The sequence below is a fragment of the Nocardioides sp. genome (assembly GCF_041913365.1).
Classification (GTDB): domain Bacteria; phylum Actinomycetota; class Actinomycetes; order Propionibacteriales; family Nocardioidaceae; genus Nocardioides.
Genome location: NZ_JAYSFM010000009.1, coordinates 24,937 through 47,697, shown reverse-complemented (window position 1 = coordinate 47,697; position 22,761 = coordinate 24,937). Strand labels below are relative to the sequence as shown.

General features: G+C 73.2%; 24 protein-coding genes. 4 read left to right on the top strand and 20 right to left on the bottom strand.

Annotated elements, in window-relative coordinates; all coding sequences use genetic code 11:
• Positions 1-37: 37 nt before the first annotated feature.
• The 6 genes from ACE3QY_RS17560 to ACE3QY_RS17535 form a co-directional block, all read right to left on the bottom strand.
• Positions 38-982, bottom strand: coding sequence for a hypothetical protein (locus ACE3QY_RS17560; protein ID WP_374457341.1), 945 nt, complete (start codon positions 980-982; stop codon positions 38-40).
• Entirely contained in the window at positions 979-1,494 is a 516-nt protein-coding gene (locus ACE3QY_RS17555; RefSeq protein WP_374457340.1) for a SigE family RNA polymerase sigma factor, read from the bottom strand. The genes ACE3QY_RS17560 and ACE3QY_RS17555 overlap by 4 nt, the downstream gene beginning before the upstream one ends.
• 128 nt (positions 1,495-1,622) lie before the next feature.
• The gene (locus ACE3QY_RS17550; protein WP_374457339.1) at positions 1,623-3,272 is read right to left on the bottom strand and encodes an NERD domain-containing protein; all 1,650 of its coding nucleotides are present in this window, start codon (positions 3,270-3,272) and stop codon (positions 1,623-1,625) included.
• Positions 3,273-3,318: 46 nt separating this feature from the next.
• Entirely contained in the window at positions 3,319-4,542 is a 1,224-nt protein-coding gene (locus tag ACE3QY_RS17545; protein ID WP_374457338.1) for a hypothetical protein, read from the bottom strand.
• Positions 4,543-4,701: 159 nt separating this feature from the next.
• Entirely contained in the window at positions 4,702-4,944 is a 243-nt protein-coding gene (locus ACE3QY_RS17540; RefSeq protein WP_374457337.1) for a hypothetical protein, read from the bottom strand.
• A 12-nt stretch (positions 4,945-4,956) separates the two neighbouring features.
• A complete protein-coding gene (locus tag ACE3QY_RS17535; RefSeq protein ID WP_374457336.1) occupies positions 4,957-5,685 on the bottom strand; it encodes an MOSC domain-containing protein in 729 nt (242 codons plus the stop codon).
• 83 nt (positions 5,686-5,768) lie between these two features.
• Between ACE3QY_RS17535 and ACE3QY_RS17530 the strand changes: the two genes are divergently transcribed.
• Positions 5,769-8,003, top strand: a complete 2,235-nt coding sequence (locus ACE3QY_RS17530; RefSeq protein ID WP_374457335.1) for a hypothetical protein — start codon at positions 5,769-5,771, stop codon at positions 8,001-8,003.
• 58 nt (positions 8,004-8,061) lie between these two features.
• Positions 8,062-8,430 carry a hypothetical protein gene (locus ACE3QY_RS17525; protein WP_374457334.1) on the top strand — a complete coding sequence of 123 codons (369 nt, stop codon included), beginning with the start codon at positions 8,062-8,064 and terminating at the stop codon, positions 8,428-8,430.
• A gap of 6 nt (positions 8,431-8,436) precedes the next feature.
• On the opposite strand, the gene ACE3QY_RS17520 is transcribed toward ACE3QY_RS17525, so the two are convergent.
• From ACE3QY_RS17520 to ACE3QY_RS17490, 7 genes are all read right to left on the bottom strand, one after another.
• Complete coding sequence (locus ACE3QY_RS17520; RefSeq protein ID WP_374457333.1) at positions 8,437-9,006, bottom strand: PepSY domain-containing protein; 570 nt, start codon at positions 9,004-9,006, stop codon at positions 8,437-8,439.
• 91 nt (positions 9,007-9,097) lie between these two features.
• Complete coding sequence (locus ACE3QY_RS17515; RefSeq protein WP_374457332.1) at positions 9,098-9,595, bottom strand: DUF664 domain-containing protein; 498 nt, start codon at positions 9,593-9,595, stop codon at positions 9,098-9,100.
• A gap of 4 nt (positions 9,596-9,599) precedes the next feature.
• Complete coding sequence (locus ACE3QY_RS17510) at positions 9,600-9,839, bottom strand: hypothetical protein (RefSeq protein WP_374457331.1); 240 nt, start codon at positions 9,837-9,839, stop codon at positions 9,600-9,602.
• A 56-nt stretch (positions 9,840-9,895) separates the two neighbouring features.
• On the bottom strand, positions 9,896-11,053 hold the full coding sequence (locus ACE3QY_RS17505; protein WP_374457330.1) for an ABC transporter permease: 1,158 nt from the start codon (positions 11,051-11,053) through the stop codon (positions 9,896-9,898).
• Positions 11,050-12,225 carry an ABC transporter permease gene (locus ACE3QY_RS17500; protein ID WP_374457329.1) on the bottom strand — a complete coding sequence of 392 codons (1,176 nt, stop codon included), beginning with the start codon at positions 12,223-12,225 and terminating at the stop codon, positions 11,050-11,052. Before ACE3QY_RS17500 ends, ACE3QY_RS17505 begins: the two co-directional genes overlap by 4 nt.
• A 1-nt stretch (position 12,226) precedes the next feature.
• On the bottom strand, positions 12,227-13,165 hold the full coding sequence (locus ACE3QY_RS17495; RefSeq protein ID WP_374457328.1) for an ABC transporter ATP-binding protein: 939 nt from the start codon (positions 13,163-13,165) through the stop codon (positions 12,227-12,229).
• Between the two features lie 176 nt (positions 13,166-13,341).
• Positions 13,342-13,530 carry a DUF1918 domain-containing protein gene (locus ACE3QY_RS17490; RefSeq protein WP_374457327.1) on the bottom strand — a complete coding sequence of 63 codons (189 nt, stop codon included), beginning with the start codon at positions 13,528-13,530 and terminating at the stop codon, positions 13,342-13,344.
• 94 nt (positions 13,531-13,624) lie between these two features.
• On the opposite strand from ACE3QY_RS17490, the gene ACE3QY_RS17485 reads away from it, so the two are divergent.
• Complete coding sequence (locus tag ACE3QY_RS17485) at positions 13,625-14,254, top strand: nucleoside/nucleotide kinase family protein (RefSeq protein WP_374457326.1); 630 nt, start codon at positions 13,625-13,627, stop codon at positions 14,252-14,254.
• A gap of 93 nt (positions 14,255-14,347) precedes the next feature.
• On the opposite strand, the gene ACE3QY_RS17480 is transcribed toward ACE3QY_RS17485, so the two are convergent.
• The 5 genes from ACE3QY_RS17480 to ACE3QY_RS17460 form a co-directional block, all read right to left on the bottom strand.
• Positions 14,348-15,712, bottom strand: coding sequence for an FAD-binding oxidoreductase (locus tag ACE3QY_RS17480; protein WP_374457325.1), 1,365 nt, complete (start codon positions 15,710-15,712; stop codon positions 14,348-14,350).
• Positions 15,713-15,801: 89 nt separating this feature from the next.
• Positions 15,802-17,166 carry an FAD-binding oxidoreductase gene (locus ACE3QY_RS17475; RefSeq protein ID WP_374457324.1) on the bottom strand — a complete coding sequence of 455 codons (1,365 nt, stop codon included), beginning with the start codon at positions 17,164-17,166 and terminating at the stop codon, positions 15,802-15,804.
• A 4-nt stretch (positions 17,167-17,170) separates the two neighbouring features.
• Positions 17,171-19,030: a BTAD domain-containing putative transcriptional regulator gene (locus ACE3QY_RS17470; protein WP_374457323.1), complete on the bottom strand. Its 1,860-nt coding sequence runs from the start codon at positions 19,028-19,030 to the stop codon at positions 17,171-17,173.
• A gap of 130 nt (positions 19,031-19,160) precedes the next feature.
• Positions 19,161-19,400: a hypothetical protein gene (locus ACE3QY_RS17465; RefSeq protein ID WP_374457322.1), complete on the bottom strand. Its 240-nt coding sequence runs from the start codon at positions 19,398-19,400 to the stop codon at positions 19,161-19,163.
• Between the two features lie 2 nt (positions 19,401-19,402).
• Positions 19,403-20,380, bottom strand: coding sequence for an SPFH domain-containing protein (locus ACE3QY_RS17460; protein ID WP_374457321.1), 978 nt, complete (start codon positions 20,378-20,380; stop codon positions 19,403-19,405).
• A 232-nt stretch (positions 20,381-20,612) separates the two neighbouring features.
• On the opposite strand from ACE3QY_RS17460, the gene ACE3QY_RS17455 reads away from it, so the two are divergent.
• Positions 20,613-20,792, top strand: coding sequence for a hypothetical protein (locus ACE3QY_RS17455; protein ID WP_374457320.1), 180 nt, complete (start codon positions 20,613-20,615; stop codon positions 20,790-20,792).
• Here ACE3QY_RS17455 and ACE3QY_RS17450 read toward each other — a convergent pair.
• Both ACE3QY_RS17450 and ACE3QY_RS17445 read right to left on the bottom strand, forming a co-directional pair.
• Complete coding sequence (locus tag ACE3QY_RS17450; RefSeq protein WP_374457319.1) at positions 20,762-22,057, bottom strand: DUF2786 domain-containing protein; 1,296 nt, start codon at positions 22,055-22,057, stop codon at positions 20,762-20,764. The two genes, ACE3QY_RS17455 and ACE3QY_RS17450, sit on opposite strands and share 31 nt — an antisense overlap.
• A gap of 31 nt (positions 22,058-22,088) precedes the next feature.
• A complete protein-coding gene (locus tag ACE3QY_RS17445) occupies positions 22,089-22,679 on the bottom strand; it encodes a hypothetical protein (RefSeq protein WP_374457318.1) in 591 nt (196 codons plus the stop codon).
• Positions 22,680-22,761: the final 82 nt, after the last annotated feature.

The window sequence follows — 22,761 nt, the reverse complement described above, 5'->3', positions numbered from 1 at the left end:
GTGAGAAGTCGCCCTCTTCCCCGACATCCGCCTCTTCTCAGCCCGGCGCCAGCGTGCGGCGCACGATCGCGAGCCGGCCCTGGGGGGGTACGTCGCCGATGATCCGCAGGGTGACCGTGTGCGGGTCGCCGGGGGTGAGCTTGTCGCCGAGGTTCGTGCCGCCGAGCGGGAAGGTCTGCGGCGACGCCGACGCCACCCCGTCGACCACGAGCTCCACCTCGGCGTCCTCGCCCACCGGGTCGGTGACCAGCTCGAGGAGGACCTCCTCGTCCATCGCCGGGAAGCGCGCCGTCAGCCTGCGGTCCCCGGGCTCGGACTCGACGGCGTCGAGGTAGGCCCACTCCTGGCCCAAGGACACCTCGACCGGCACGACGTCCGTCGCGGCGACCCGGGTCACCGGCTGGGGCAGCTGGTAGACCGCCGCCGCGAGGATGGCGCCGTCAGGCTGGACGGCCTCGCCGTCCCTGGTGATCCACAGCGCGAGCTCGACGCCCGTGCCGACCGGTGCGCTGCTGGACCAGCGGAAGCCCATCGTCTCGCCGAGCACCTCGAGCGGCCCGCAGGGAGCGGTCTCCTCGAACTGGTCGTCGATGGCGCGGTGGACGACGTACTCCGGGCCGAGGCCGGCACAGGTGACCATCCACTGCGACCCGGCCGGGGCGTCGACCGTCAGGAACAGCGGCTCGCCGTCGTGGGTCTCGCCCGACGTGATCAGGGTGCGGCCGGCGAAGCTCGGGGCGACGTCGATGACCCGAGTGGGCTCGGGCGCCGGCTCGGGCGGCGGGTCGGAGCGCAGCAGCGCCCCGGCGCCGACACCGGCGGCGGTCACGGCGAGGGCGGCGACGGCGGTCGCGGCGTACTGCCGGCGGCGCATCGCGCGTGCCTGCGCGCGGGCGCGGCCGGCCCGGCCGATCGTCGGGCTGCCCAGCACGTCGTCCGCGTGGTCGGCCATGGTGCGGCGGAGCTCCTGCTCGACGTTCATCGCGTCCCCCTCCCCTCGTCGGCCAGGGCTGCGTCGATCCGCAGCTTCGCCAGCCCCTTCGCGCTCTGGCTCTTCACGGTGCCGACGCTGCAGTCCAGGACGCGCGCGGTCTCGGCCTCGGTGAGGTCCTCGTAGAACCGGAGGACCAGGACGGCCCGCTGGCCCCGCGGGAGTCGCGCCAGTGCGGACCACATGTCAGGGTCCCGGGTCGGCTGGGTCGCGCCCGCCTCGGGGACGTTGTCGCTCGGCCTCTCGCCGCGCCACTTGCGCCGCCACCACGAGGCGTACGTCGTCACCATCACCTTGCGCACGTAGGCGTCCGGCTCGTCGACCCGCGACCATGCCAGCCAGAGCTTGGCGAGCGAGGTCTGCAGGAGGTCCTCGGCGCGACCGTGGTCGTGGGTGAGGAGGTACGCCGTGGTCAGCAGGCGCGGCGACCGGCTAGAGACGAAGTCCTCGAACTCGGCCGTCCGGTCCGTCGCGCCGGCGCGGATCGCCGTCGGTTGCACCATGGCAACGACCTCCTCACCACTCGGGTCCATGACACGCAGGACCGGCTGGGTGCGGCGAATGGTTGCCCGAGGCGATCGCCCTCAGGTCGAGGCTAGACCGGACGGCTGCCGATCGTCCCCACGCAGGCTCAGCCGATGCCGAGCCTCCGGGCCACGTCGTCACCCGTGACCCGCCTGACGGTGGCCGGGTCACCGACGACGACGAGCTCGTCGGTGGCGCGGGACATGCCGACGTAGACCCGCTCGCGGGCGCGGTCGCGGGAGCCGTCCTCGTTGACGCAGAGCACCACTGCCCGGCGTTCGAGGCCCTTGCACCCGAGCACGTGGCCGTAGAAGACGTCGTCGTCCCAGAAGCTGCGCCAGTAGCCGTCCTGGTCGTGGAAGTCGGTGCGCTCGACCTGGATCGGGTGCCGGTGGCCGGTGGTGAGGAGGGCGACGTGGCGCGGGTCCCAGCCACTGTCGAGCAGCCGGTCGACCTCGTCGTCGGCGACGTCGATCGGGTCCTGGCCGGTGGCGTCGAGGAAGCGGACGGCCGGTCCGTCGCCGCCTCGCGAGTACATCCGGCTCGGCGCCAGCGGGCCGAAGGACTCGTGGATCTGCCGGGTGTTGCGGAGGTTGTGGTCGAGCACGAGCGGGACGAGCGCCACCGGCGGCCGGCCGAAGCGCGCGAAGATCCGCTGGTTCTCGTCGGAGTAGAGGAACAACCCGCCGTCCTCCTCGTCCTTCAGCGCGCGCAGCACCGGCGTCCACCAGGAGTCGGCGAAGTCCTGCGCCTCGTCGACGATCACGGCGTCGTACTTCCTGCCCTCCGGCAGCGCCGCCGCGAGTGCCGCCATCCCGGCCGGCAGCTGCTCCTCCCAGAAGTCGCTGTCGGTGCGGTCGCCGTCGGGGGCACCCCACTGCTGCCCGAAGGCGTGGAAGGTGCCGACGAAGGCCGGCCGGTGGCGCCGGTCCCAGGTGGCGACCTCGCGCTTGAGGTGCTCGGCCAGGCCGATCGAGTAGCAGAGCAGCGCCACGCGCTGCGGCTTGCGACCGTGCCCGCCACGGGTCAGCTCCTTGGCCTGCTGCAGCGCCAGCACGGTCTTGCCGCTGCCTGCGCCGCCGCGCACCTCGACGCGGTGGAGCAGGCGCGTCACCCGCAGCAGCGTGGCCTGCTCCTGGGTGAGCCGGTCGGCCACGTCGGCACGCTCGTCGGCCTCCGCCCGGACGTCGTACGCCGTCGGCAGGCGCCCGGCGAGGATGTCCACGATCTCGTCGACGTCGTCCGCCGTGGCCACCCGCTGGCCGTGGGTCATCAGGTGGGCGGTGCGCCGGAGCCGTCCGACGAGCTGCTCCTGGTCGTGGGTGTCGTGCAGCGCCCAGCGCGGCAGGTCGGGGACCTCGAAGTCGTCGCCGAACTCGGAGTAGGGGGTCACCACGGCGTGGGCCCAGGCCACGCGCGACCGGCTCCCCCAGCGCGGGTCCCGCTCGACGTAGGAGCGGAGGGCGTACTTCACGTCGCGCGCCTGGTCGACGGGGTGGATCACCGCCTCCCGACCGCGCCGCACGATCCGCCAGCCGTCGTCCCACCACACGCTGCCGCCCTTGACCTCGAGCGCCACGATGCCGACGTCGGGCATCAGCACGACGAGGTCGGCCTCGTGGTCCTTGCGCTCGTCGGTGAGCCGGAGGTTGGCGACGAGCACGTCGTCGTCGCCGAGGCTGTCGCGCAACCGCTCCCACACGACCTGCTCCGACGGCGTGGTGAAGGTCGGGCTCTCCGGGATCAGGCGGACCATGCGGTCACCCCACCATCGATCGCGGCCCGGCGTGACCCGAATGCCGTCACCGGGTGGTCCCGGCCTCGTCCTCGTCGAACAGCGCCAGCTGGTCGAGCTGGACCTTGCGCACCGGTGCGTCGACGACGAGCCGGAGCGCTGCGCGCATCCGGGCGGTGAGGCCGCGCAGGTAGTCGTGACGCCTGCGGGCGACCAGCTCGTCACGGGCCCGCCCCTCCTCCCTGGCCCGGCGCGCCTTGCCGCGCACCTCGCGTCGCCGCTGCTCGGTGATCCGGATGGCCTTGAGGAGCAGGCCGGTGTCGTGGTGGAAGACCCGCGCCAGGGTGGCCGGGTCGACCGACTCCCGCTCGGCGCGCTCGAGCTCGACCATCACGGCGTAGGCCGTGCCGAAGCGGCTCGCGCGCTCGCGCCGCGCCGCGCGCTGCTGCGGCTTCGTCGTCAGCCGCTCGGCGAGCTCGGTGGCCCACTGGTCGACCTGATCGAGCAGCCGCTCCGCCTCGGCCCTCAGCGCCTGCGGCGTCATCACGTCGACGCCGACCTCGCGCGTGACGCTGATCCGGCCCTCGCGCAGGACGAAGGTCAGCCCGAACTCCGTCTGATTGCGACGGTTGACCTCCTCCAAGGCCCCCGCGGTGTCGGCGACGTCGCCGACCAGGCAGCAGTGGAGCAGGACCCGCGGGGTGTTGTTGTTGACCGACACCCAGACCACGTTGTGCTCGGTGACGAGGGGCAGGTCGCCGTCCTCGTCCCACTCGGGCGCCGCGTCGTAGAGGTCGGCGACCGCCAGGTCGACGGCCTCGCGCACCTCCTCGACCGACCGCGGCGTGACGGGCGCGTCCGGAGCGACGGCCTCCACCGGCTCGGTCCCGACCCCCACCCGCTCGGGCTCGAGGCCCTCGGCGTCGAGCCACACCGGGTGGACCACGGCGTAGACCTCGCGCAGGGCGCGGACCATCATCACCGCCGCGCGGTCCGCCTCACGCTGCGGCACGTCGGCCCAGAAGTTCGTCTCGCCCTCCGACCAGACGACCGCCTCGGGCCGGCGGAACCCCAGCCTCCCCAGCGCCGACTCCTGCTCGTCGTCGAGCGCGAGCTCGTCGGCGAGGTAGAGGCTGCTGACGGCCTCCACCCGCAGCTCGCCGTCGCCGGCGAGGACCCGGCAGTACGGCCCGGCACCCTCCGCCGGCTGCTCCCCCACCTCGACCAGCAGGTCTCGTCCTGGGCCAGCTCCGCCAGCCGGTCGGCCAGTCGTCGACGGAACGCCGTCCACGCCGCCTCGATCTCGCCGTCCCACCGGCGCTGCAGCTCGTCACTCATGTCGACCCCCATCCGGATCGCCCCCGCGATCCCCCACGACCCACACTCTAGGGACGCCCACCGACAGTGGATCCGCCCAGCGATCGGTGCCCGCCCGGCGCCCGGCACCGGGCTAGGGCAGGTCGTTCCACCGCGCGTCGCACGAGCGGCACTCACGGTCGTGGCCGGGGTGCACGCACCCGACCCAGCGCACCCAGGCGGGACCGGAGTCGACGTCGTCCGAGGACGCCGGCATCCCGATCACCAGGTGCACGACGTCGCTCGACCCGCAGTGCGGGCACGTGCCGCGCTCGACGGCGTGCGGCTGCACCGGCTCGGGGACGCGAGCCTCGAACGGCAGGTCTGGCAGGTACATGGTCCCTCGAGACTACGACCGACCACCGACAGTGCCCGGTCGCACGACCTCGGCGTAGACCCCGAACATCGGCTCGCCGGCGGCGTTCGTCGGCCGCGACCGCACCAGCTCCTTGAGCAGCCGGACGTCCTTCACGCCCGTCCCGGGGTGGTGGTCGATGACGGCGCAGCGCGGGATCGGCCCGCCGACCCGCACCTCGGCACTGCCGACCGCGAACGTCGTACCGAGCCAGGAGTCCTCGACCCACGGCTCGTCGGTCTCGACGACCAGGGTGGCGCGGAAGCGCGCGGCGTCGACGCCCAGAAGGTCGAGCGACGCGGTGCCGAGGACGGTGACCGGCGAGGCGAAGACGACCCCGCCGCGCGGTGCGGCAGCCAGACGTACGTCGCGACCGAGGAAGTCGGACACCAGCGCGGAGTGCGGCCCGTCGGTCAGGGCGAGGTCGACGGGACGGCCCCAGTAGTCGCACACGATCGTCTCGCCGGACGGCCTGGCCGGCGCCACCACCGACTCGCCGGACGGCAGCGTGAGCGAGAGCTCGTCTCCCTGCACCCGCGAGACCACGCTGACGAGCGACGGGTGCTGGACCGTGCGCAGCACCCGCTGGGCCGCGACGTCCACCAGGCACCAGGCCCGGTCACCGACCGGCCCGGCCGCGTCGAGCTCCACGGTCGGCAGCGCGAGGTGCCGCATGCCCTTGACCGGCGAGAAGCCCGCGGTGCGGACGGCGAGTGCGGGCATGTGGCCATGCTCCCACCGGCCACCGTCGGCCGGATGTCCTGATTCGACCTCGCGTGTCACCGGTCCTACCTACACTCCGGCGGGTGACTGACTCGGAGCTCGGTGCTGCACCGCAAGACGACCCCACCACCACCCAGCCGGGTGCCGTGCCCGCGGGCGGCACGCCGCCGGGGCTGGCGCTCGCGTGGCGCGCCCCGCTGGTCGCGTACGCCGTCGCGCTCGCGGTCGCGGTCGTGCTCGGGGTGCTGGCCCTCGTCGCGCTCGCCTCGGGTGACGCGCCCGAGGAGGTCTCCGACGTCTCGAGCGCCGCCGAAGGCGTCCTTGCGTGGATCGCGGTGCCCTTCCAGCTGGTCGCGATGGCGCTCGGCGGCCGCATCAGCGCCGGCGACGACGACTTCACCGTCTCCATCCTCGCGCTCCCGCTCGTGCTCACCGCGACGTACGTCGTCACGCTCGCGCGCGTGGCCGCGGCGAGCGAGGTCCGGCAGCCCTCCCGCTCCCGCACGGACCGGGCGTTGACCTCGGGCGCCGCGGCGGTCGGCGCGGCCGTCGTCGTCGCCGTGCTCACCCGGCTCCTGGCCATGCGGTCCGACGGCACGGTCGTCCACGCCCTCTCGGTGTCGCTCGTCCTCGGGACGCTGCTGTTCACGTTCCTCGGCGACCTCGTCGGTCGCGAGCTGCGGAGTGCCGGCCTGCCGGCCTTCGCGCGCCGGTGGGCGTCGCCGGCGATCGCCTGGCTGAGCCACGTCGGGGTGTGGCTGGTCGTCTCGTTCCCGGTCCTGTTCGTCGTCGCCTGGGTGCAGGAGGGCTTCCGCACCGCTGTCGCCCTCCCGCTCTGGTGGCCGATCGGCGGTCTCTGGACCTACGCCCTCGGACACCTCTCGGGCATCGGCACGTCCGGGTTCTACGCCTACGCGTGGAGCGGTGACGGCGTGCTGACCCCGGTCGCCCTCCTCCTGGGCGCCCTCGTCGCCACCGTCCTCGCGGCGACCGTGTGGCACCTGCGCGCCGCGCGTGACCGTGCCGAGCTCGCGACCCCTGCGTCGTGGGTCCCGCTGCCTGTCGCCTTCGCGGTCGGCGGCGTCGTGGTGTCGGTCGTGTCGATGGTGAGCATCGGCGGTGGCGCGTTCGGCGTCAGCGGAGCCTTCACGATCATGCCCGCGGCGTGGACCTGCCTGCTCCTCGGTCTCTGGGGCCTGGCCGCCGAGGGACTCTCACGCACGCTCGCTCCCCAGGTCGCCGGGCTGATCCCGGCCTCCGTGGTCGCGCGGCTGCGTGCCGACGTCCCGGAGCGGGCGGCCGGCGAGCCGACCACCGCCGAGCCGATGACGCCCGAGCAGGCGCGCAAGGTGCGCCGGATCGCGATCCTCGTCGGTGCCGGACTCGCCGTCGTCGTGGCGGGCGCCATCGCCGTGAGCGTCATCGGCTCGACGTTCTACACCCCGGAGAAGGCAGCCCAGACCTACGTCGACGCGATCGCCGACGGCGACGTCGACGCGGTCGCCGCGTCCCTGCCGGACGGCGAGGACTACTCCCCGCTCCTCCTCACCGATGAGGTCTACGACGCCGCCACCGAGCGGCCCACCGACTACACGGTCGGCGAGGTGACGACCCTCGGCGACAGCGCCATGGTCGAGGTCCGGGCCGAGGGCGGCGTCGGCGGCGAGGCGTACCTCTCCCTCGAGAAGGGCGACAAGAAGTTCGGCATCTTCCAGGAGTGGGACGTCACCGAGGGACTGACGTCGGCGCTGAGCATCTCCACCGACGACGTCGAGGAGTTCGCCGTCAACGGGGTGACCGTCGCCGCCCCCGACGAGGGCTACGCGACCTACGCCGTCCTGCCCGGCACCTACTCGGTCGACCTCTACGCCGGCAACGACTGGATCGACGGCGCCGCCAGCGAGGTCGCCGTGCCGCTCGGCGAGTTCACGTCGCCCGAGACGTCCTCGCCCGCGCCGTCGGAGGCGTTCGTCGAGCGGGTGGACGAGGAGGTCGCCGCCTGGCTCGACGAGTGCATGGCCAGCACCGAGGTCGACCCGGACGGCTGCCCGCAGGAGGTCTACGCCTACGGCGACGTGCGCGACGTCTCGTGGGAGCTCACCCGGTCGCCCGAGGTCGAGTACGACTACTTCGACACCTCGTTCCCGATGACCCTCTACGCCTCCGGCGGCACCGCGACCGCGACCTACGAGGTCGACGAGTCCTACGGCTTCGGGCCTGAGGACTGGAACGCGGAGACCGACGAGTCCTCCCTGGACTTCAGCGTCGAGGTCGACGTCTCCGGCGACGAGCTCGAGGTCAACCCCGACACCTACTGAGCACGAACCCGCCTGTCCGGGTGTGCCCGCCGGCACCCGCCGGAGGGAACGTCGGGTCATGGCCGTGACCAGCTTCCAGGACCTGCCCCTCGCCGACCGCGACTGGGAGTGGGACGGCGACGCCGCCGAGAAACGCGTACGCGCGTGGGCGGGTGCCGAGGACGAGCCCAACGAGAAGTACCGCGACGCCCACGTCTGGTACGACGCGGACAAGAAGGACAACTTCACCGCCTACAAGCTGCTCGTCGCCGACGTGGTCGACGGTCGGCTCGAGGCGGTGCCCCGCGGCGTGATGGCGGCCGGCAACGTGATGGCCGGCGGCCGCGGCGGGGTGGACCTGCCGTCGAAGGACGTCGCCCGGGTGAAGAGCCACCTCGCGAAGTACTACGCGAAGATGGGCGAGGACGCGCCCTGGGACCGCGACTGACCGGCGTCAGTCGCCGCGCTCGGTCCGCACGACCTCGCCGGACTCGGCGTCGACCTCGACGGTGGTCTCGTCCGGGGTGTCCTCCCCGAGGGTGACCTCCCAGATCGCCGTCCCGTTCTCCTCGGAGAGGTCGAGCCCGGTGACGGTGCCGTCGACCTCGGCGAGGGCGGCCTCCACCGCCGCGGCGTAGTCGGTCGGGACGCCGAGCAGGCGCTCGGTCTCTGCCGCGTCGTCCTGGTCGGTGTCGGTGTCCTCGACCGGGCCGCGCTCGACGGTGCTCGCGTCGGCGGAGAGGTCGAGGTCGTTCTCGACACCGTCGTCGGTGACCACGGTGACCTCCCAGCCCTGGGCGTCGCCGTCCACGGAGAACACGGTGCCCTCGACCTCGCCGAGGGCGGTCTGCGCAGCCGTCTCGACGTCGCCCTGCAGCGACTGGCTCCCGCCTGCCGAGGTGTCAGAGGCGGTGGACGTCTGAGCGTCGCCGTCGTCGTCGCCACCGCAGGCGGCCAGCCCGAGGGCCAGTGGAGCGAGGGCGGCGGCGGTGGCGAGACGGGTGCGGCGGCTGGTGCGGATCATGGTGGCGACTCCTGAGGTCGTGGTGGTCAGTACGCCACCCACCGTGCCCGGGGGCCGCACAACACCGCCTCTCCGGACCCTCAAGACGCGGTTAAGCCAGCAGGCCCTTGACGTACGCCGCCTGCCCGAGGTGCTGGAGGCAGTCGCCCTGGATGCTCACCAGGCGTACGCCGGCGGTGACCGGCGGGTCCCAGCGCTGGTCGACCTCCCGCTCGAGCTCGGACTCGTCGACGGTCTCGAGGTAGCGGGCGGTCGCGAGGGTCACCTCGTGGTGGTAGTCCACCAGCAGCGCAGGGTCGGAGATCCGCACCGCATCGACCTGCTCGCTGGTGTGGCCGAAGCCGACGTCGTCGGTGCCGTTGGGCAGCCCGAACCGCTCCTGGAACCTCTCCCACACCTGGGGTGCGTCGGCGAGGTCGGCGACGTGGTGGTCCTGCACCCGCGCCAGGTGCCACAGCAACCAGCCGATCGGGTTGCCGGTGCCGCCCGGCCGGTGGTGCAGCGTCTCGTCGTCGAGCCCGTCGGCGAGGTCGTCGTAGAGCTCGGTGATCCGGCCGAAGCCCTCGGTCAGCAGTCCACGGACGTCCATGCCGTCACTCCGTCGGCGTCGCCGAGCGCACCTGCGGGGCGCTCGAGTGCTCGTCCTTCATGCCGTCGATCTCGGCGAGGATCCGCGAGCGCTCGTCGTCGTCCAGCGACACCTTCGCCTCGGCGAGCCCGCGGTCGAGCTGGTCGGCGATCACGGCGTCCTCCGCGCTGTACTGCCACGAGCTCACCTCGTCGACCACCCGCTGTGCCGCCTCGGTCGCTGCCTGGTCCACGTCGTCGCTCATGCGTTCCAACGTAACCAGCGACCGGCGTCCGACAACCGCCCATCCGGGTGGAGCGCTCACATCGCCCGCGCCAGGCTCCGCCGCAGCGCCCAGGCCCCGAGAGCGGCGGCCCCGAGGGCCATCCCGGCGAGCACCGCGAGGTTGGGCAGGATGTCGACGAGCGTGCCGCCACGCCGCTGCACCTCGGCGAAGGCGGTGTACGCCCACGCGTGCGGCGTGAGGTCCGCGAACCGCCGGATCGCGTCGGGGAAGAGCTCGAGCGGCAGCATCGACCCGCCGAGCGCGGCCAGCACCAGCCCGAGCCCGACGCCCGTGCCGCTCGCCGCACCCTCGTTGCCCAGCAGGGTGCCGAGCAGGATCGCCGCACCCGAGGCGACCAGGCTGAAGAGCAGCAGGACCAGCAGCGACAGCGGCAGGTTGCCCCACCGCACGCCGAACAGCACGCTCGTCGCGACCATGATGTAGCCGCCCTGGAAGAGCCCGATCGCCCACCGCCCCAGCACCTGCCCCGCGACCAGCTCGCCCGCCGTCATCGGCCCGGCCAGCATCCGCGCCACCACGCCCAGCCGGCGCGCCTGGATGAGGGTCGCCGACCCGGCCAGACAGCTCAGGAAGACGAAGAGCAGCAGCTGGCCCGACGCGCCGAAGTCGAACTGCCCGAGCCCGGCGAACTCCTTGCTCAGGGAGTCGACGTAGTGCACCTGCAGGTCGGGCGCGACCACCTCGTGCTGGGCCGACGCGAGCGCCGCCTCGGGGTCCGCGACCCCGCGCCCGGCGAGGGCGAGGACGCGACTCCGGTCGGCGCGCACGGCGTCGACGGCGACCCGCACGTCCTGCTCGACGACCTGGGCGTTGCTCGCCGACCCGCGCACCACCTCGAGCGACAACGCCTCCCCGTCGTCGTACGCCGTCGCTGCCGCGGCGTCGACGCGGACCGCGACGTCGAGCCGGCCGCGGGCGAGCAGGTCGAGCGCGTCGGACCACGAGGGGTCGGACACGACGACGTCGTCGTACTCGAGGCGCTGGGCCAGCGCGGACTGCAGGGACGAGTCCGGCCCGCTCACCGCGACCCGGCCGGCGCGGGCGCCCTCGCCGAACTGCAGCCCGATCATCAGCACGAGGAGCAGTGGGAACACGAAGACGAAGAACAGGTTGGACCGGTCGCGCAGGAAGAGCCGGAGCTCGACCCCTGCCACGGTGAGGGCGTTCGTCATGACAGCACCCCACGGTCCGGGACCAGACGCGAGACCAGCAGCATGACCGCGCCGAAGCCGAGCATGATCGCGACCGGTGTGCCGATGTCGGCGAGGCCGCCGCCACCGGACGTCGTCCCGAGCCCGCGGAGCAGCGCGGCGACCGGGTTCAGGTCGAGCACCCGCGACAGCGGGCCGGTCGCGCTGACCGGGAAGAACGCGCCGCCGCCGATGCCGAGCACCAGCGCGACGATCGAGGTCGCGATGCCGGCCTGCTCGCTGGAGCGGGCGACGCGGACGATCAGGAACATCACCGACGTGCCGGCCGCCGCCGCGCACACCACCAACGCGGCGACGGCCGGGATCGACCCGAAGTCGGCGTCGAAGAGGAAGCCGCCCAGCGCCAGCAGCACGCCCGTCGCGACCGCCCCGAGGACGAAGCTGACCAGCGCCTTCGACGCGATGATCACCCAGGCCGGGATCGGCATCGAGCGCAGCCTGGCGAGCGTGCCGGACTCACGGTCGACGAGCAATCCGGTGACGCCGAAGCTGACCGTGAAGAGCAGGAACAGCCCGGCCTGCCCCGCCACCAGCGCGGCACCCGAGTCGAGCTGCTCGTCGGCGGCCCGCCCCTGCACCAGGTCGTACGCCGGTCCGCCCGACGTCGCCTCCTCGACCAGGGCCTGGAGCTCGTCCGGCGCCACTCCCTCGGCCAGTGCGGCCCGGGCGGTGACCGCGCCGGAGCCGAGCTGGCCCAGCACGCCGTCGACGACGGACAGCACGATGTCGGCCTCGATGCCCGCCTCGTCACCGCGGACGGCCTCGACGGTGACCGGTTCTCCCATCTGCGCGGCCCGCCCGAAGCCGTCGGGCACGAGCAGCGCGAGGGCGGCTCCACCGTCCTCGACCTGCTGCCGTCCGGTCGCCTCGCCGACCTCGTGGACGGTCACGTCGAGCTCGTCGGTGCCGTCGAGGCCGCGCACCACCGACGTCAGCACCCGGGCCAGGTCGTCGCCGGCGGGCGCGCTGATCGCGACGGTCACCGGCTCGATCTCGAGGTCCTCGGTCGCACTGAAGACCAGGTTGAAGACGGTCATCAGCGCCATCGGCACGACGAGCGCGAAGATGACCACCGACTTGTCGCGGATCCGCTGGAGCAGGTCGGAGGCGGTGAGCGCGAGGAGCTGGCGCACGTCAGTCCCTCAGTCCCTTGCCGGTCAGGTGGAGGAAGACCGACTCGAGGTCGGGCCGGGAGATCTCGACGTCGGCCAGCGTGACGCCGTACGACGTCGCCGTGCCGACGACCTGCGCGACGAGCGCCGGTGCGTCCTTGACCGTCAGCGTCGCCGAGCGGCGATCGGCGTCGACGCGCTCCACGCCCGGGATCAGGCGCAGCTCCCCGGCAGCGCCGGCGAGGTCGCCGGTCCCGCCGATCCTGATCGTGTCGGTGCCGCCGATCAGCCGGACCAGCTCGTCGCGGGTGCCCTCGGTCTGCAGCCGGCCGGAGTCGATGATCGCGATGCGGTCGCAGAGCCGCTCGGCCTCCTCCATGTAGTGGGTCGTGTAGAGGACCGCCATGCCCTCGCCCGACAGCGCCTCGACCGACTCGAGGATCGAGTGGCGCGACTGCGGGTCGACGCCGACCGTCGGCTCGTCGAGGATCAGCAGCGTCGGCCGGTTGAGCAGCCCGATGCCGATGTTGAGCCGGCGCTTCATGCCGCCGGAGTACTCCTTGCTGCGGTCCTTGGCGCGGTCCGCCAGCCCGATCAGCTCGAGCACCTCCTCGACCCGCGCCTTCAGCTGCTCCCCGCGCAGGCCCTGGAGCCGGCCGAAGAGCGCGAGGTTCTCCCGGCCGCTGAGGTCGGGGTAGATCGCCAGCTCCTGGGGCACCAGCCCGACGTGCCGCTTGGGCTCGGTCGTGCGCGGCGTCATCGGCTGGCCGGCCACCGTGACGGTGCCGGCGTCGGCGGCGATCAGGCCGGCGACCATCGAGATCGTCGTCGTCTTGCCGGCCCCGTTGGGCCCCAGCAGGCCGTACGTCTCTCCCGGCGCGATCCGGAACGACACCCCGTCCACCGCCGTCAGGTCCCCGAACCTCCGGACCAGCGAGTCCACCACCAGCACGTCGTCCATGCCGTCCCTCCCGTCACCTCCACGCTTCCAGAGCGCCCGGGCAGGCGGCAGGGACGAAAGTCACGACTTGGCGGTGGCGGAGGGGCCACAAACCCCGCACGGCCCCCGCGACACGCCGCACAACTTTCGCGACACGCCGCAGCCCCCGAGCGACGAGGGTCGAGAGCGGCCCCGGCTCAGCCTCCCGCGGGCACCACGTGTGCGTCGTCGCCCGGGTAGACCAGTCCCTCGTGGCCGTCGGCCCAGCGGACGACGTACGGCGGTGCGCCGTCCGCGCCGCGGACCTCGACGATGTCGCCCTCGCGCCTGGGCGCGTCGACCTTGTTGCTCTCGGTCACCAGCCGGTCGCCGACGTGCGCCTGCATGGCCGTCACCTTCCTCCGTCGTGGTCCCTGCTCCCACGATGCGCCTGATCCCGGGCGTCGGCAAGGGAGCAGTGTCGACGGCTACGCTCCCGGCGTGCGCACTCCCTCGCTGTCCGCGCTCGTGGACCGGGCCGAGGTGCTGCTGGCCGGGCCGGGACGGGTCGTGATCGGCATCGTCGGGGCACCCGGCGCCGGCAAGTCCACCCTCGCCGGGCAGCTGCTGGCAGCGCTGCCCGCCGACGCCGTCGGCCACCTGCCCATGGACGGCTTCCACCTCGCCGACGTCCAGCTCGACCGCCTCGGCCTGCGCGACCGGAAGGGCGCCCCGGAGACGTTCGACGTCGACGGGTACGTCGCCGCACTGCGGCGCCTGCACGAGGAGCCAGACCGCACGATGTTCGCGCCCGGTTTCGAGCGAGACCTCGAGCAGCCGATCGCCGCCGCGATCGCGATCGCGCCCTCCGCCCGACTCGTCGTCACGGAGGGCAACTACCTCCTGCTCACCGGCGACGGCTGGGAGCGCGTACGCCCCCTCCTGACCGAGGCCTGGTTCATCGAGGTCGACGACGACGTACGCCGTGAGCGCCTGGTCCGTCGCCACGAGCAGTTCGGCAAGTCCCCCGACGCCGCCCGGGCCTGGGTCGACGTCGTCGACGAGCCCAACGCGCGGTTGGTCCGTGCCACCCGGTCCGCAGCCGACGTCCACATCTCGGTGGTCGAGTAGCCCGCGAGGAACGAGCGGCGTATCGAGACCCCCCACGAACCCACGAGCTCGCGGCCCCCACCAACCAGGGGGCCGCGAGTCGCGGTGGGGGCCTCAGGCGAGCACGCCGCCGATCATCAGCACGCCGTCCGGGTCGTAGGTCCGGCGTGCCCGGCGGAGCCGCGCGAGGGTCACCTCGTCGTAGGCGTCGAGGTAGTCCTCAGGCGTGAACGTGAAGTTCGGCAGCCGGTGCCCGCCGACCCACGGCGCCATCGCGTCGAGGATCGCAGCCGCGTGGTCCTCCACGCCGGGGATCTCCGCGATGCCGACCACGAGCAGCGAGTACGCCGCGTCGCGCGACGCGAAGGCGCTCGGGTGCTCACCCGGCCGGGCGAAGGCCCCGCCGAGCTGGCGTACCTCCACGAGGATCTGCGGTGACGCCACCCCCGGCCCGGTGAGGGCGAGCAACGTCGACGCCGCCTCCGCCGGGAAGTCCGTGAGCACCTGGCCGGCCTCGTACGCCGGGGTCGGGTCGAGCGGGTCGGTGTGGACCGAGTCGATCGCGAGGTAGGGCTTCTCGGCGACGTCGTCGAGGACGACCGGAGCAGCGGCACGCATCGCCGCGAACCACCTCTCCCCCTCGATCGCCGAGCCGGTCCACACGAAGCGCACCGACAGCGTCAGCCGGCCGGCGAGCATCGGCGGCACGCCCTCCATCTCCGGGAGCTGGAAGAGGGCGAACGACGTGGTGCCCTCCTCCGGCAGCTCGGCCGACCAGGCCCGCCAGGCCTCGATCACCACGGGCGCGTCGGTGCCGTCGAACCACAGCGAGCCGCCGTAGAAGCGCGGCTGCGGCACCAGGTCGAACTCGATCGCGGTGACGATGCCGAGCATCCCCTTGCCGCCGCGCAGCGCGAAGAAGAGCTCGGGGGCCTCGGTCGGCGTGACCCTCCGCAGCACGCCGTCGCCGGTCACGACCTCGATGGCCCGGACCTTGTCGCTGGCCAGGCCGTGGGTGCGGGCCATCGGGCCGAGCCCGCCGCCCGTGGTGTAGCCGACGATCCCGACGTCGGTGATCGAGCCCGACAGGGGCGCCAGGCCGTACGGCGCGGCGGCCTCCACGACCTTCAGCCACTTCACGCCGGCGCCCACGCGGGCCCAGCCCTCGGGGTGGACGACCACCTCGTCGAGCTCCTGGGTGGTGACCATCAGGTCGGTGGTAAGGGCGGCCATCGGGCCGTGGCCGGTGGCCTGCGGGGTCACCCGGATGCCGTGGCGGGCCGCGAACTGCACGGCCTCGACGACGTCCTGCGCGTCGAAGGCGGCCAGGACTGCGGCCGGACGGACCGGGATGGCGACGTTCCAGGGCGAGACGAGGGCGTCGTACTTCGGCTCGCCCGGGACGGCGACGGTGCCGATGGTCAGTGCGTCCAGCTCCGCGAACGGTACGGCTGCGGGGCTGGTCTGTGCGATGGTCATGCTTCCTCCGTTGATGTCGTCGTTGACAGGACGAAGGTGCACCGAGGCACTTGCGAGCGACTTGAGCGCGACTTGAAAACGCTGCGGAATCAGTCGTTGTCGGTGGGCCGGGGCGCGACAAACAGCGAATTCGGGTCCGCTGACTGACGAATCCGCACCAGCCGCTCGTACGCCTCGGCCGCGAAGCCGCGCCGGGCGGCGGCCTCGTAGGCCATCGAGAGGTACGACGCCCGCGACGCCCAGGGCGCGAGCGAGTCGAGCATCCGCATCGCGTCCGCGCGCACGGCGCTCCAGCCGGTGCCCACGTCGAGGCCGACGCCGAGCACCAGGAACTCGGCGGGCAGGTGGTCGAGCGCGCCGCCGCGGCGCGACGGCCGCGCGAGCGCGCCACCCAGCTGGCGCAGCTCGACGAAGAGCAGCTGGCTGCCCGAGCCCGGACCGGCCGCGGCGACGAGCGCCTCGACCGCGTCCGCAGGGAAGCCGTGGACCAGGACGCTGTTGGCGTAGACGGCCGTGGGCTCCTGCGGGTCGAGCTGCAGGTGCGCGATGTCGGCAGCAGGCACCTCGGCGAACGTGTCGAGCTCGGGCCCCAGCGCGCGCAGTGGCGCGAGCGAGCGGGCGCCCGCCTCGGGGTCGCCGAGCGCCACCGCGTCGACCATCACCATCCCGCGACCGCGGACCTGCTCCGGCAGGTCGACGTCGTCGGGCACCTGGAAGATGCGGGCCACGCTGGTCACCGACTCGGGCGCGTCCGCGGTCCACTCGGCCCACGCGGTGAGCACGCGCTGCGCGTGCTGCCAGTCCCACGCCAGCATCCCGGCGTACGCCGTCCGCACCGGCAGCAGGTCGAACTCCAGCGCGGTCACGACGCCGAAGCCGCCGCTCCCGCCGCGCGCCGCCCACAGCAGCTCGGGGTCCTGGTCGTCGGTGGCGCGCACGAAGGTGCCGTCGGCGAGCACCAGCTCGACCGCCGTGATCCCGCTGCACTGCAGGCCGTGCTGGCGGGAGTACCAGCTCACCCCGCCCCCGAGCGACGAGCCGACGACGCCGACGCCGGGGCTGGACATGTGCTGCCCGGCCAGCCCGACGCGGCCGGCGCGGGTGACGACGTCGCCCCAGAGCACGCCGGCCTCGGCGCGCGCCGTACGACTGGCCACGTCGACGCGGAGCCCGGTCATCGCCGAGGTGCGCAGCAGCACGGCGTCGCCGAGCCGGCCCGCGAGCGGCGGGGCTCCGTGCCCGGTGCCCTGCGGTGCGACCCTGAGGCCGGACTCCGCAGCCGCCCTGACGATGCGGGCCACCTCCTGCGGGTCGGCCGGGTAGGCGACCGCGGCGGGGTGCTCGTCGACCTGGAGGTTCCACGGCATCCGCGCCTCGTCGTAGAGGGGGTCGCCGGGCAGGTGCACGGCACCGCCGGCGAGCCCGCGCAACGCCTCGGCCTGCAGCACGGTCACCACCTCACTGTCCCTGCACCCCAGCGTGGCCGGGGCGACTTGAGGATGACTTGAGCCGGCTGAGCCGCTCGACGAGCAGGGCGCGCTCGCCGGTGGGTACGTCGGCGTGGATCGCGTCGCGGACGAGCGGGTTGACGAAGTCGAGCGGGTGCCCGTCGCGGAGGATCTCGCTGCGGGCGAGCAGGTCGAGGGCGCTGGCGACGTCCTCCTCGGGGAGCTGTGCGAGGTGCGCGACGCCGACCAGGTCGGCCACCGGGCCGAGCATCGCGACCGCGCGCGCGACCGTCGTGACGGTCTGGGGCATGCGCCGCAACCGCAGGGCGACGAGGGATGTGATCGCGCGCGAGCCCACGGCCCGGACGGTGTCGACGTGGGCGGCGTCGGGCGGCACGCCCTGGTCGGCGAGCGCGCGCAGCAGCTGCCGGAGGAGGAGCGGGTTGCCCGAGGTCATCCGGTGGCAGGTGGCCACGAACGTGTCCGCACCCCGGCCGAGCCGGTCGGTGACCAGCGCGGCCGTGCCCTGCTCGCTGAGCGGCGCCAGGCGGAGCACGTCGACCGTCTCGTCCGCGACGAGCTCGGCGACCACGTCGGCCTGGTGCGGCTCGCCGGTGCGCGCCGCGAGCACGACCAGCACCGGCAGCCCCTCGAGCCTCCGGACGACGTACGCCAGGAGCTCCAGCGACGGTTCGTCGCACCACTGGGCGTCGTCGACGCAGATCACGAAGGGGGCGTCGTCGGCGAGCCTCGTCACCACCTCCGCGAGGCCGCGGAACACGGCGTACCGCTCGGGCTGGCCCACGGCGTCGTCGGCCCCCGCGCCGAACAGCTGCCGGACCACGCCCCACTCGAAGCCCTGCTCGAGGGCGCTGCTCCGCGCCGACCGCACCCACACGCCCGTGCCGACGGCGAGCCGGCGCAGCTCGTCGAGCAGCCGGGTCTTGCCGATGCCCGCCGGGCCCTCGACCAGCAGGCAGCCGCCCCTCCCCTCCGCCAGGTCGTCGAGCTTGGCGCGCAGGACGGCGAGCTCGTGGTCGCGGTCGACGAGCCCGTCCGGCGTACGTGGTCGCGGGACGGCCGGCGCGCTCCTGGACACACCGTCGAGGCTCGGGGACTGCGCGAGCACCTCGGCCTCGAGGGCACGCAACGCGGGGCCGGGGTCGACGCCGAGCTCCTCGGCGAGCACCTCCCGGGCCCGCCGCAGCGCCGCCAGCGCCGCCGCCTGGCGGTGCGCGCGGTAGAGCGCGAGGGTGAGCAGCCGCCAGCGCTCCTCGCGCAGCGGGTCCTCCTTGACCAGCGCCTCGAGGTCGCCGATGACGAGCTCGGCCTCCCCGAGCTCGAGGCGCGTCCCGAGCAGGTGCTCGCGGGCGACCCCGCGCAGCTCGGTGAGCCGCGCGATCTCCGCCTCGGCCCACGGCTCGCCGGCGTAGTCGGCGTACGCCGGACCCCGCCACGACCGCAGCGCGGCGTCCAGCGTGCACACGGCGTCCGCCGGCGCCTGGCCCGCCGCCGACTCGACCGCGGCCTCGAAGGCCCACGCATCGACGGCGTCGGGCGGCAGCCGGAGCACGTAGCCCGGCCCGGCACGGGCGATCACCCCGCCGCGCTGCCGGGCAGTCGCGTCGGGCTCGAGCCGCTTGCGCAGGTGGCTGACGTACGCCTGCAGCGCCCCGTTGGCGTTGGCCGGCAGGTGGTCGCCCCACACGCAGTCGACGAGCCGGTCGGCCGGCACCACCTGGTCGCGCTGCATCGCCAGCCCCGCCAGCACGGCGCGCTGCCGGCGCCCGCCGAGGTCCACGACCGCGCCGTCCCGCGTGGCCGTGAGCTCGCCGAGCACCTGCAGGTTGAGTACCGGCTGCCCCTCCACCCCACTTCCTCGCGGTTGGCTCCATCGAGGATAGGGCGGCGCAGCCGGCGCTGGCTCCCCTGATTCTGGGGACGATCAGGTGGTCGAGTAGCCCGCGAGGAACGAGCGGGCGTATCGAGACCCACGCTCCTCAGTCCCCGCGCTCCTTCGGCGGCCGTCCCCGCTTGGGCACCGGCCCCGCGTCGCGCGGCGTACGCCCGGCGGCCTTGAGCGCGTCGCGGAGCAGCAGCTCGATCTGGGCGTTGACGCTGCGCAGGTCGTCGGCGGCCCAGCGCTGGAGCGCGGAGTGGACGGCAGGGTCGAGGCGCAGCAGCACGGACTTGCGCTCTGCGCCTCGCCTGGGAGCCGAGTCCCCCGCCTGCTCGTCCACGATCAGGTGTAGAGCGAGCCGGTGTTGACGACGGGCGTGGTGCCGCGTTCGGAGCAGAGAACGGTGAGCAGGTTGGACACCATCGCGGCCTTGCGCTCGGGGTCGAGCTCCACGATGTCCTTCTGCTCCAGCTGGGCGAGCGCGCTCTCGACCATGCCGACCGCGCCCTCGACGATCGTCTCGCGGGCAGCGACGACGGCCGAGGCCTGCTGGCGCTGCAGCATCGCCTGGGCGATCTCGGGGGCGTACGCCAGTGCCGAGATGCGCACCTCGATGACCTCCAGCCCGGCCAGCGCGATCCGCTCCGCGACCTCGGCAGCGAGCTCGGCGGAGATCACCTCGGTGTCGCCGCGGAGGGTCACCTCGGTGGCGGCGTTGTCGTAGGGGTGGCTCATCGCCACGTGCCGCAGGGCCGACTCGGCCTGCACGGCGACGAAGTCCTCGTAGTCCTCGACCGCGAAGGTCGCGCGCGCCGTGTCGGCGACCTGCCACACGACGATGGCCGCGATGTTGACCGGGTTGCCGTCGGCGTCGTTGACCTTGAGCTCGTGGGTCTCGAAGTTGTGCACCCGGACCGAGACGTTGCGGCGCGTGGTGAGCGGGACGGTCATCCGGAGCCCCGGCTTGCGGACCGTGCCGACGTACCGCCCGAAGAACTGCACCACCCGCGTCTGTCCCGGCGCGACGATCGAGAGCGACGCCGCGAGCAGCAGGGCCGGTACGACGATGGCGACGCCACCGAGGATCAGCCCGAGGCCGCCCTCCCCGGCGTCGGCGTCGATGATGCCGAGGACCGCCAGCCAGCTGCCGAGGCCGAGGGCCACGAGCGACACCGCGAGGCCGGCGAAGCCGTCGACCGACCACGCCTGCCGCTCCGTGACGTCCACGCGCGTGCCTTCGTGCCCCACCGGGTGCCCCGCGGGCGCGCCACCCTCCGACTCGCCGATCTCCCCCTGCTGCACTGCCCGGTCCCCGTCCATGCGCCCAACCCCTCTCCAGAATGTGATGACAAATAGATATCACATTCCTCAAACTGGTGAGGTGGTCGAGTAGCCGCATCCGTCAGGTGGTCGAGTAGCCCGCGAGGAACGAGTGGGCGTATCGAGACCCACGCCCCTCGGTCGCCCGCCGAACCTCCCACCAGACGTGCCCGAACGACCCTGCCGCCCACCCGGCTCCCGCCCTAGCGTGGAAGGCGAAGGGAGCACCACCATGAGCAACAGCAGCACGGGCCACGCCGGCAACGCCCTCTACGGCCTCGGCATCTTCGGCGCCTGGGTCTACTTCTGGATGCAGGCCGACGGCTTCTGGCAGCACGTCCTCGCAATCCTCGAGGGCATCGTCTGGCCGGCGTTCGCCGTCTACCACGGCCTGGAGGCGCTGGGCGCCTGACGAAGCCTGCCGCTGGAGTCGAGCCCTCGTCTGACATCGAGCTGCGCGAGATCGGCGGCAACCCGCCCGGCACGCCATCCCTCGCCGTTGCTCACGCTCGCCGCCCTCCCTCGGGTGTGCGGCACGAGCCGGTCGAACTCCTCCGCCACCCGCTCCTCCTGCGAGCGCAGCACAGGCAGGTGCCCGCCGGTCCGGGCGGTCGCGTCGCTGGCCTCGCGCAAGCGCTCACCGATGCGGGACGCGTAGGCGGTGAGGAACGACTGCCGGAACGACCTCGTGCGAGACACCCCGCCCACCGCGTTCCGACTGCCGTGACGTGCCATCGCCACGTCCGCCTGGACCAGGAGAGAGGTGACCAGCAGCTCGACGGCGTCCAGGTCGCCGACTGCCCCCACCACGACGATGAAGCCGTGGCGCTGGGCGAAGGCCGTCCGGCAGCGGTTGGCGGACGCCACGGCAGCCACGAGGCTCGCCTTCGCGGCGACGTACGGCGCGTCGAGCCAGATCCGGCGTACGCAAGGTGACCGCTCATCGACGGACGCCTCGTCGGTGTCGAGCAGTCGTCCGAGGGCGTAGCGGGTGATCAGTTCTTGCGCCTTCGCGTAGAGCGCCTCTGCTTCATGCTCGAAGTCGGTGGACTCGGCCTTGGCGAGCAGCGCGCGGACCTGGGCGAGCTTGGGGTGCTCCGTCCCGCCGGCGGACCGGCTGCCGGCCGCGACGGAGTCGGACAGCAGGGGTGCGCATGACATCAACGCGGCGACGCCGAGGGCCGATGCGAGGGCGTCCGCGGAGTCCACGACCAGCGGCCGCTCCGCACCGACGGCGTTCACCGCCGCGATCCATGCATGGTCGCGTCGTTGGCGATCGCGGCCCTCCTGGTGCAGGGCGGCGGCGAGCGTCGACAGGTGACGCTCCCCGAGGTGGCGTCGGACGAGCGCTGCCAGATCCCCCGGCGGCCAGCCCGCTGAGCTCACGTGGTGGGTCACGCCGACCAGCAGCTCGGCCACGACGATGTGCACCACGTGCTCCGGGAACGGGGCGACCGATCGCAGGAGGTGCTCGGCCGACACCGCGAGCGCGCCATCATCGATCCTGCGCGCGCCCAGTCGGCGTACGGTCGCGTGCACCTTCACCTCGACCAGCTCGAGGGCCTGCGCGGCATCCCAGTCCGAGGCATCGCCGGTGCGGGCCTGCGTGGTCCCGGCCCTCGCACGTTCCCGAGCCCGCTTCCTCTCGCGCGCGGCCCTGCGCTTCCGGTTGTTCACGCCCACCGCTCGCGTGCCTTCCGCTCGGAACTCACACAGTCCTCAGCCGGCGACTGCCGGACCTGCGTCGGGGCGACTGTCGACGGTCGCGGTCGACGACCTCCTCATAGGGCAGGGACGGGTAGTCGAGGTAGCGGGCGTCCGCCTTCCTCAAGACGTCCTGAGTGATGACGTTGTCCTCGACCCTGATCGCGAAGAGCTCCTTGTTGTCGCGTCGGCAGCCGACGACGAGTCCGTCCAGGCGGTGGTCGAAGGTGAAGTCCTCGAAGACCTCGAGCCCGGACCTCGATGCCTCGGCGTCGGGCGCCAGGAAGTGCTGGATGAGGTAGTCGAGCCAGCGCGTGGGTTGATAGATCTTCTCCTCGCCATCGAGGGTGATGCAGCAGCCGTCCCAGCAAGGCACCCACCGGCACCAGATCTGCGGGTGTCCCGGCGCAAGGCGATTGCTGCGTTCAGGATCGTCCGATCCCTGGTCGGCGTACGGGTTGGGAGAGACGTAGTAGGGCCCCTCCTCCCTGTCGTAGTGCCTCGTCAGGCTGAAGGCCGACAGGTAGGCCTGCTCGGCCTCGTTGAGGCTCGGGGTGATGTCGATGTGTCCGATGAAGTCCGTCGTGTATCCCATGGCGACAGCCAAGGTCCTGCACGCCGGTTCCCGCCACGAGGACCGTGCACGCCTGTGGAGAACGCCGCTTTGCGGATCCCTG

Coding starts and splice junctions, on each gene's coding strand:
- ACE3QY_RS17505 (WP_374457330.1), bottom strand. CDS start 11,053: ATGACGAACGCCCTCACCGTGGCAGGGGTCGAGCTCCGGCTCTTCCTG.
- ACE3QY_RS17455 (WP_374457320.1), top strand. CDS start 20,613: ATGAGCAACAGCAGCACGGGCCACGCCGGCAACGCCCTCTACGGCCTC.
- ACE3QY_RS17555 (WP_374457340.1), bottom strand. CDS start 1,494: ATGGTGCAACCGACGGCGATCCGCGCCGGCGCGACGGACCGGACGGCC.
- ACE3QY_RS17495 (WP_374457328.1), bottom strand. CDS start 13,165: ATGGACGACGTGCTGGTGGTGGACTCGCTGGTCCGGAGGTTCGGGGAC.
- ACE3QY_RS17540 (WP_374457337.1), bottom strand. CDS start 4,944: ATGTACCTGCCAGACCTGCCGTTCGAGGCTCGCGTCCCCGAGCCGGTG.
- ACE3QY_RS17535 (WP_374457336.1), bottom strand. CDS start 5,685: ATGCCCGCACTCGCCGTCCGCACCGCGGGCTTCTCGCCGGTCAAGGGC.
- ACE3QY_RS17560 (WP_374457341.1), bottom strand. CDS start 982: ATGAACGTCGAGCAGGAGCTCCGCCGCACCATGGCCGACCACGCGGAC.
- ACE3QY_RS17550 (WP_374457339.1), bottom strand. CDS start 3,272: ATGGTCCGCCTGATCCCGGAGAGCCCGACCTTCACCACGCCGTCGGAG.
- ACE3QY_RS17460 (WP_374457321.1), bottom strand. CDS start 20,380: ATGGACGGGGACCGGGCAGTGCAGCAGGGGGAGATCGGCGAGTCGGAG.
- ACE3QY_RS17480 (WP_374457325.1), bottom strand. CDS start 15,712: ATGACCATCGCACAGACCAGCCCCGCAGCCGTACCGTTCGCGGAGCTG.
- ACE3QY_RS17510 (WP_374457331.1), bottom strand. CDS start 9,839: ATGAGCGACGACGTGGACCAGGCAGCGACCGAGGCGGCACAGCGGGTG.
- ACE3QY_RS17515 (WP_374457332.1), bottom strand. CDS start 9,595: ATGGACGTCCGTGGACTGCTGACCGAGGGCTTCGGCCGGATCACCGAG.
- ACE3QY_RS17525 (WP_374457334.1), top strand. CDS start 8,062: ATGGCCGTGACCAGCTTCCAGGACCTGCCCCTCGCCGACCGCGACTGG.
- ACE3QY_RS17490 (WP_374457327.1), bottom strand. CDS start 13,530: ATGCAGGCGCACGTCGGCGACCGGCTGGTGACCGAGAGCAACAAGGTC.
- ACE3QY_RS17520 (WP_374457333.1), bottom strand. CDS start 9,006: ATGATCCGCACCAGCCGCCGCACCCGTCTCGCCACCGCCGCCGCCCTC.
- ACE3QY_RS17445 (WP_374457318.1), bottom strand. CDS start 22,679: ATGGGATACACGACGGACTTCATCGGACACATCGACATCACCCCGAGC.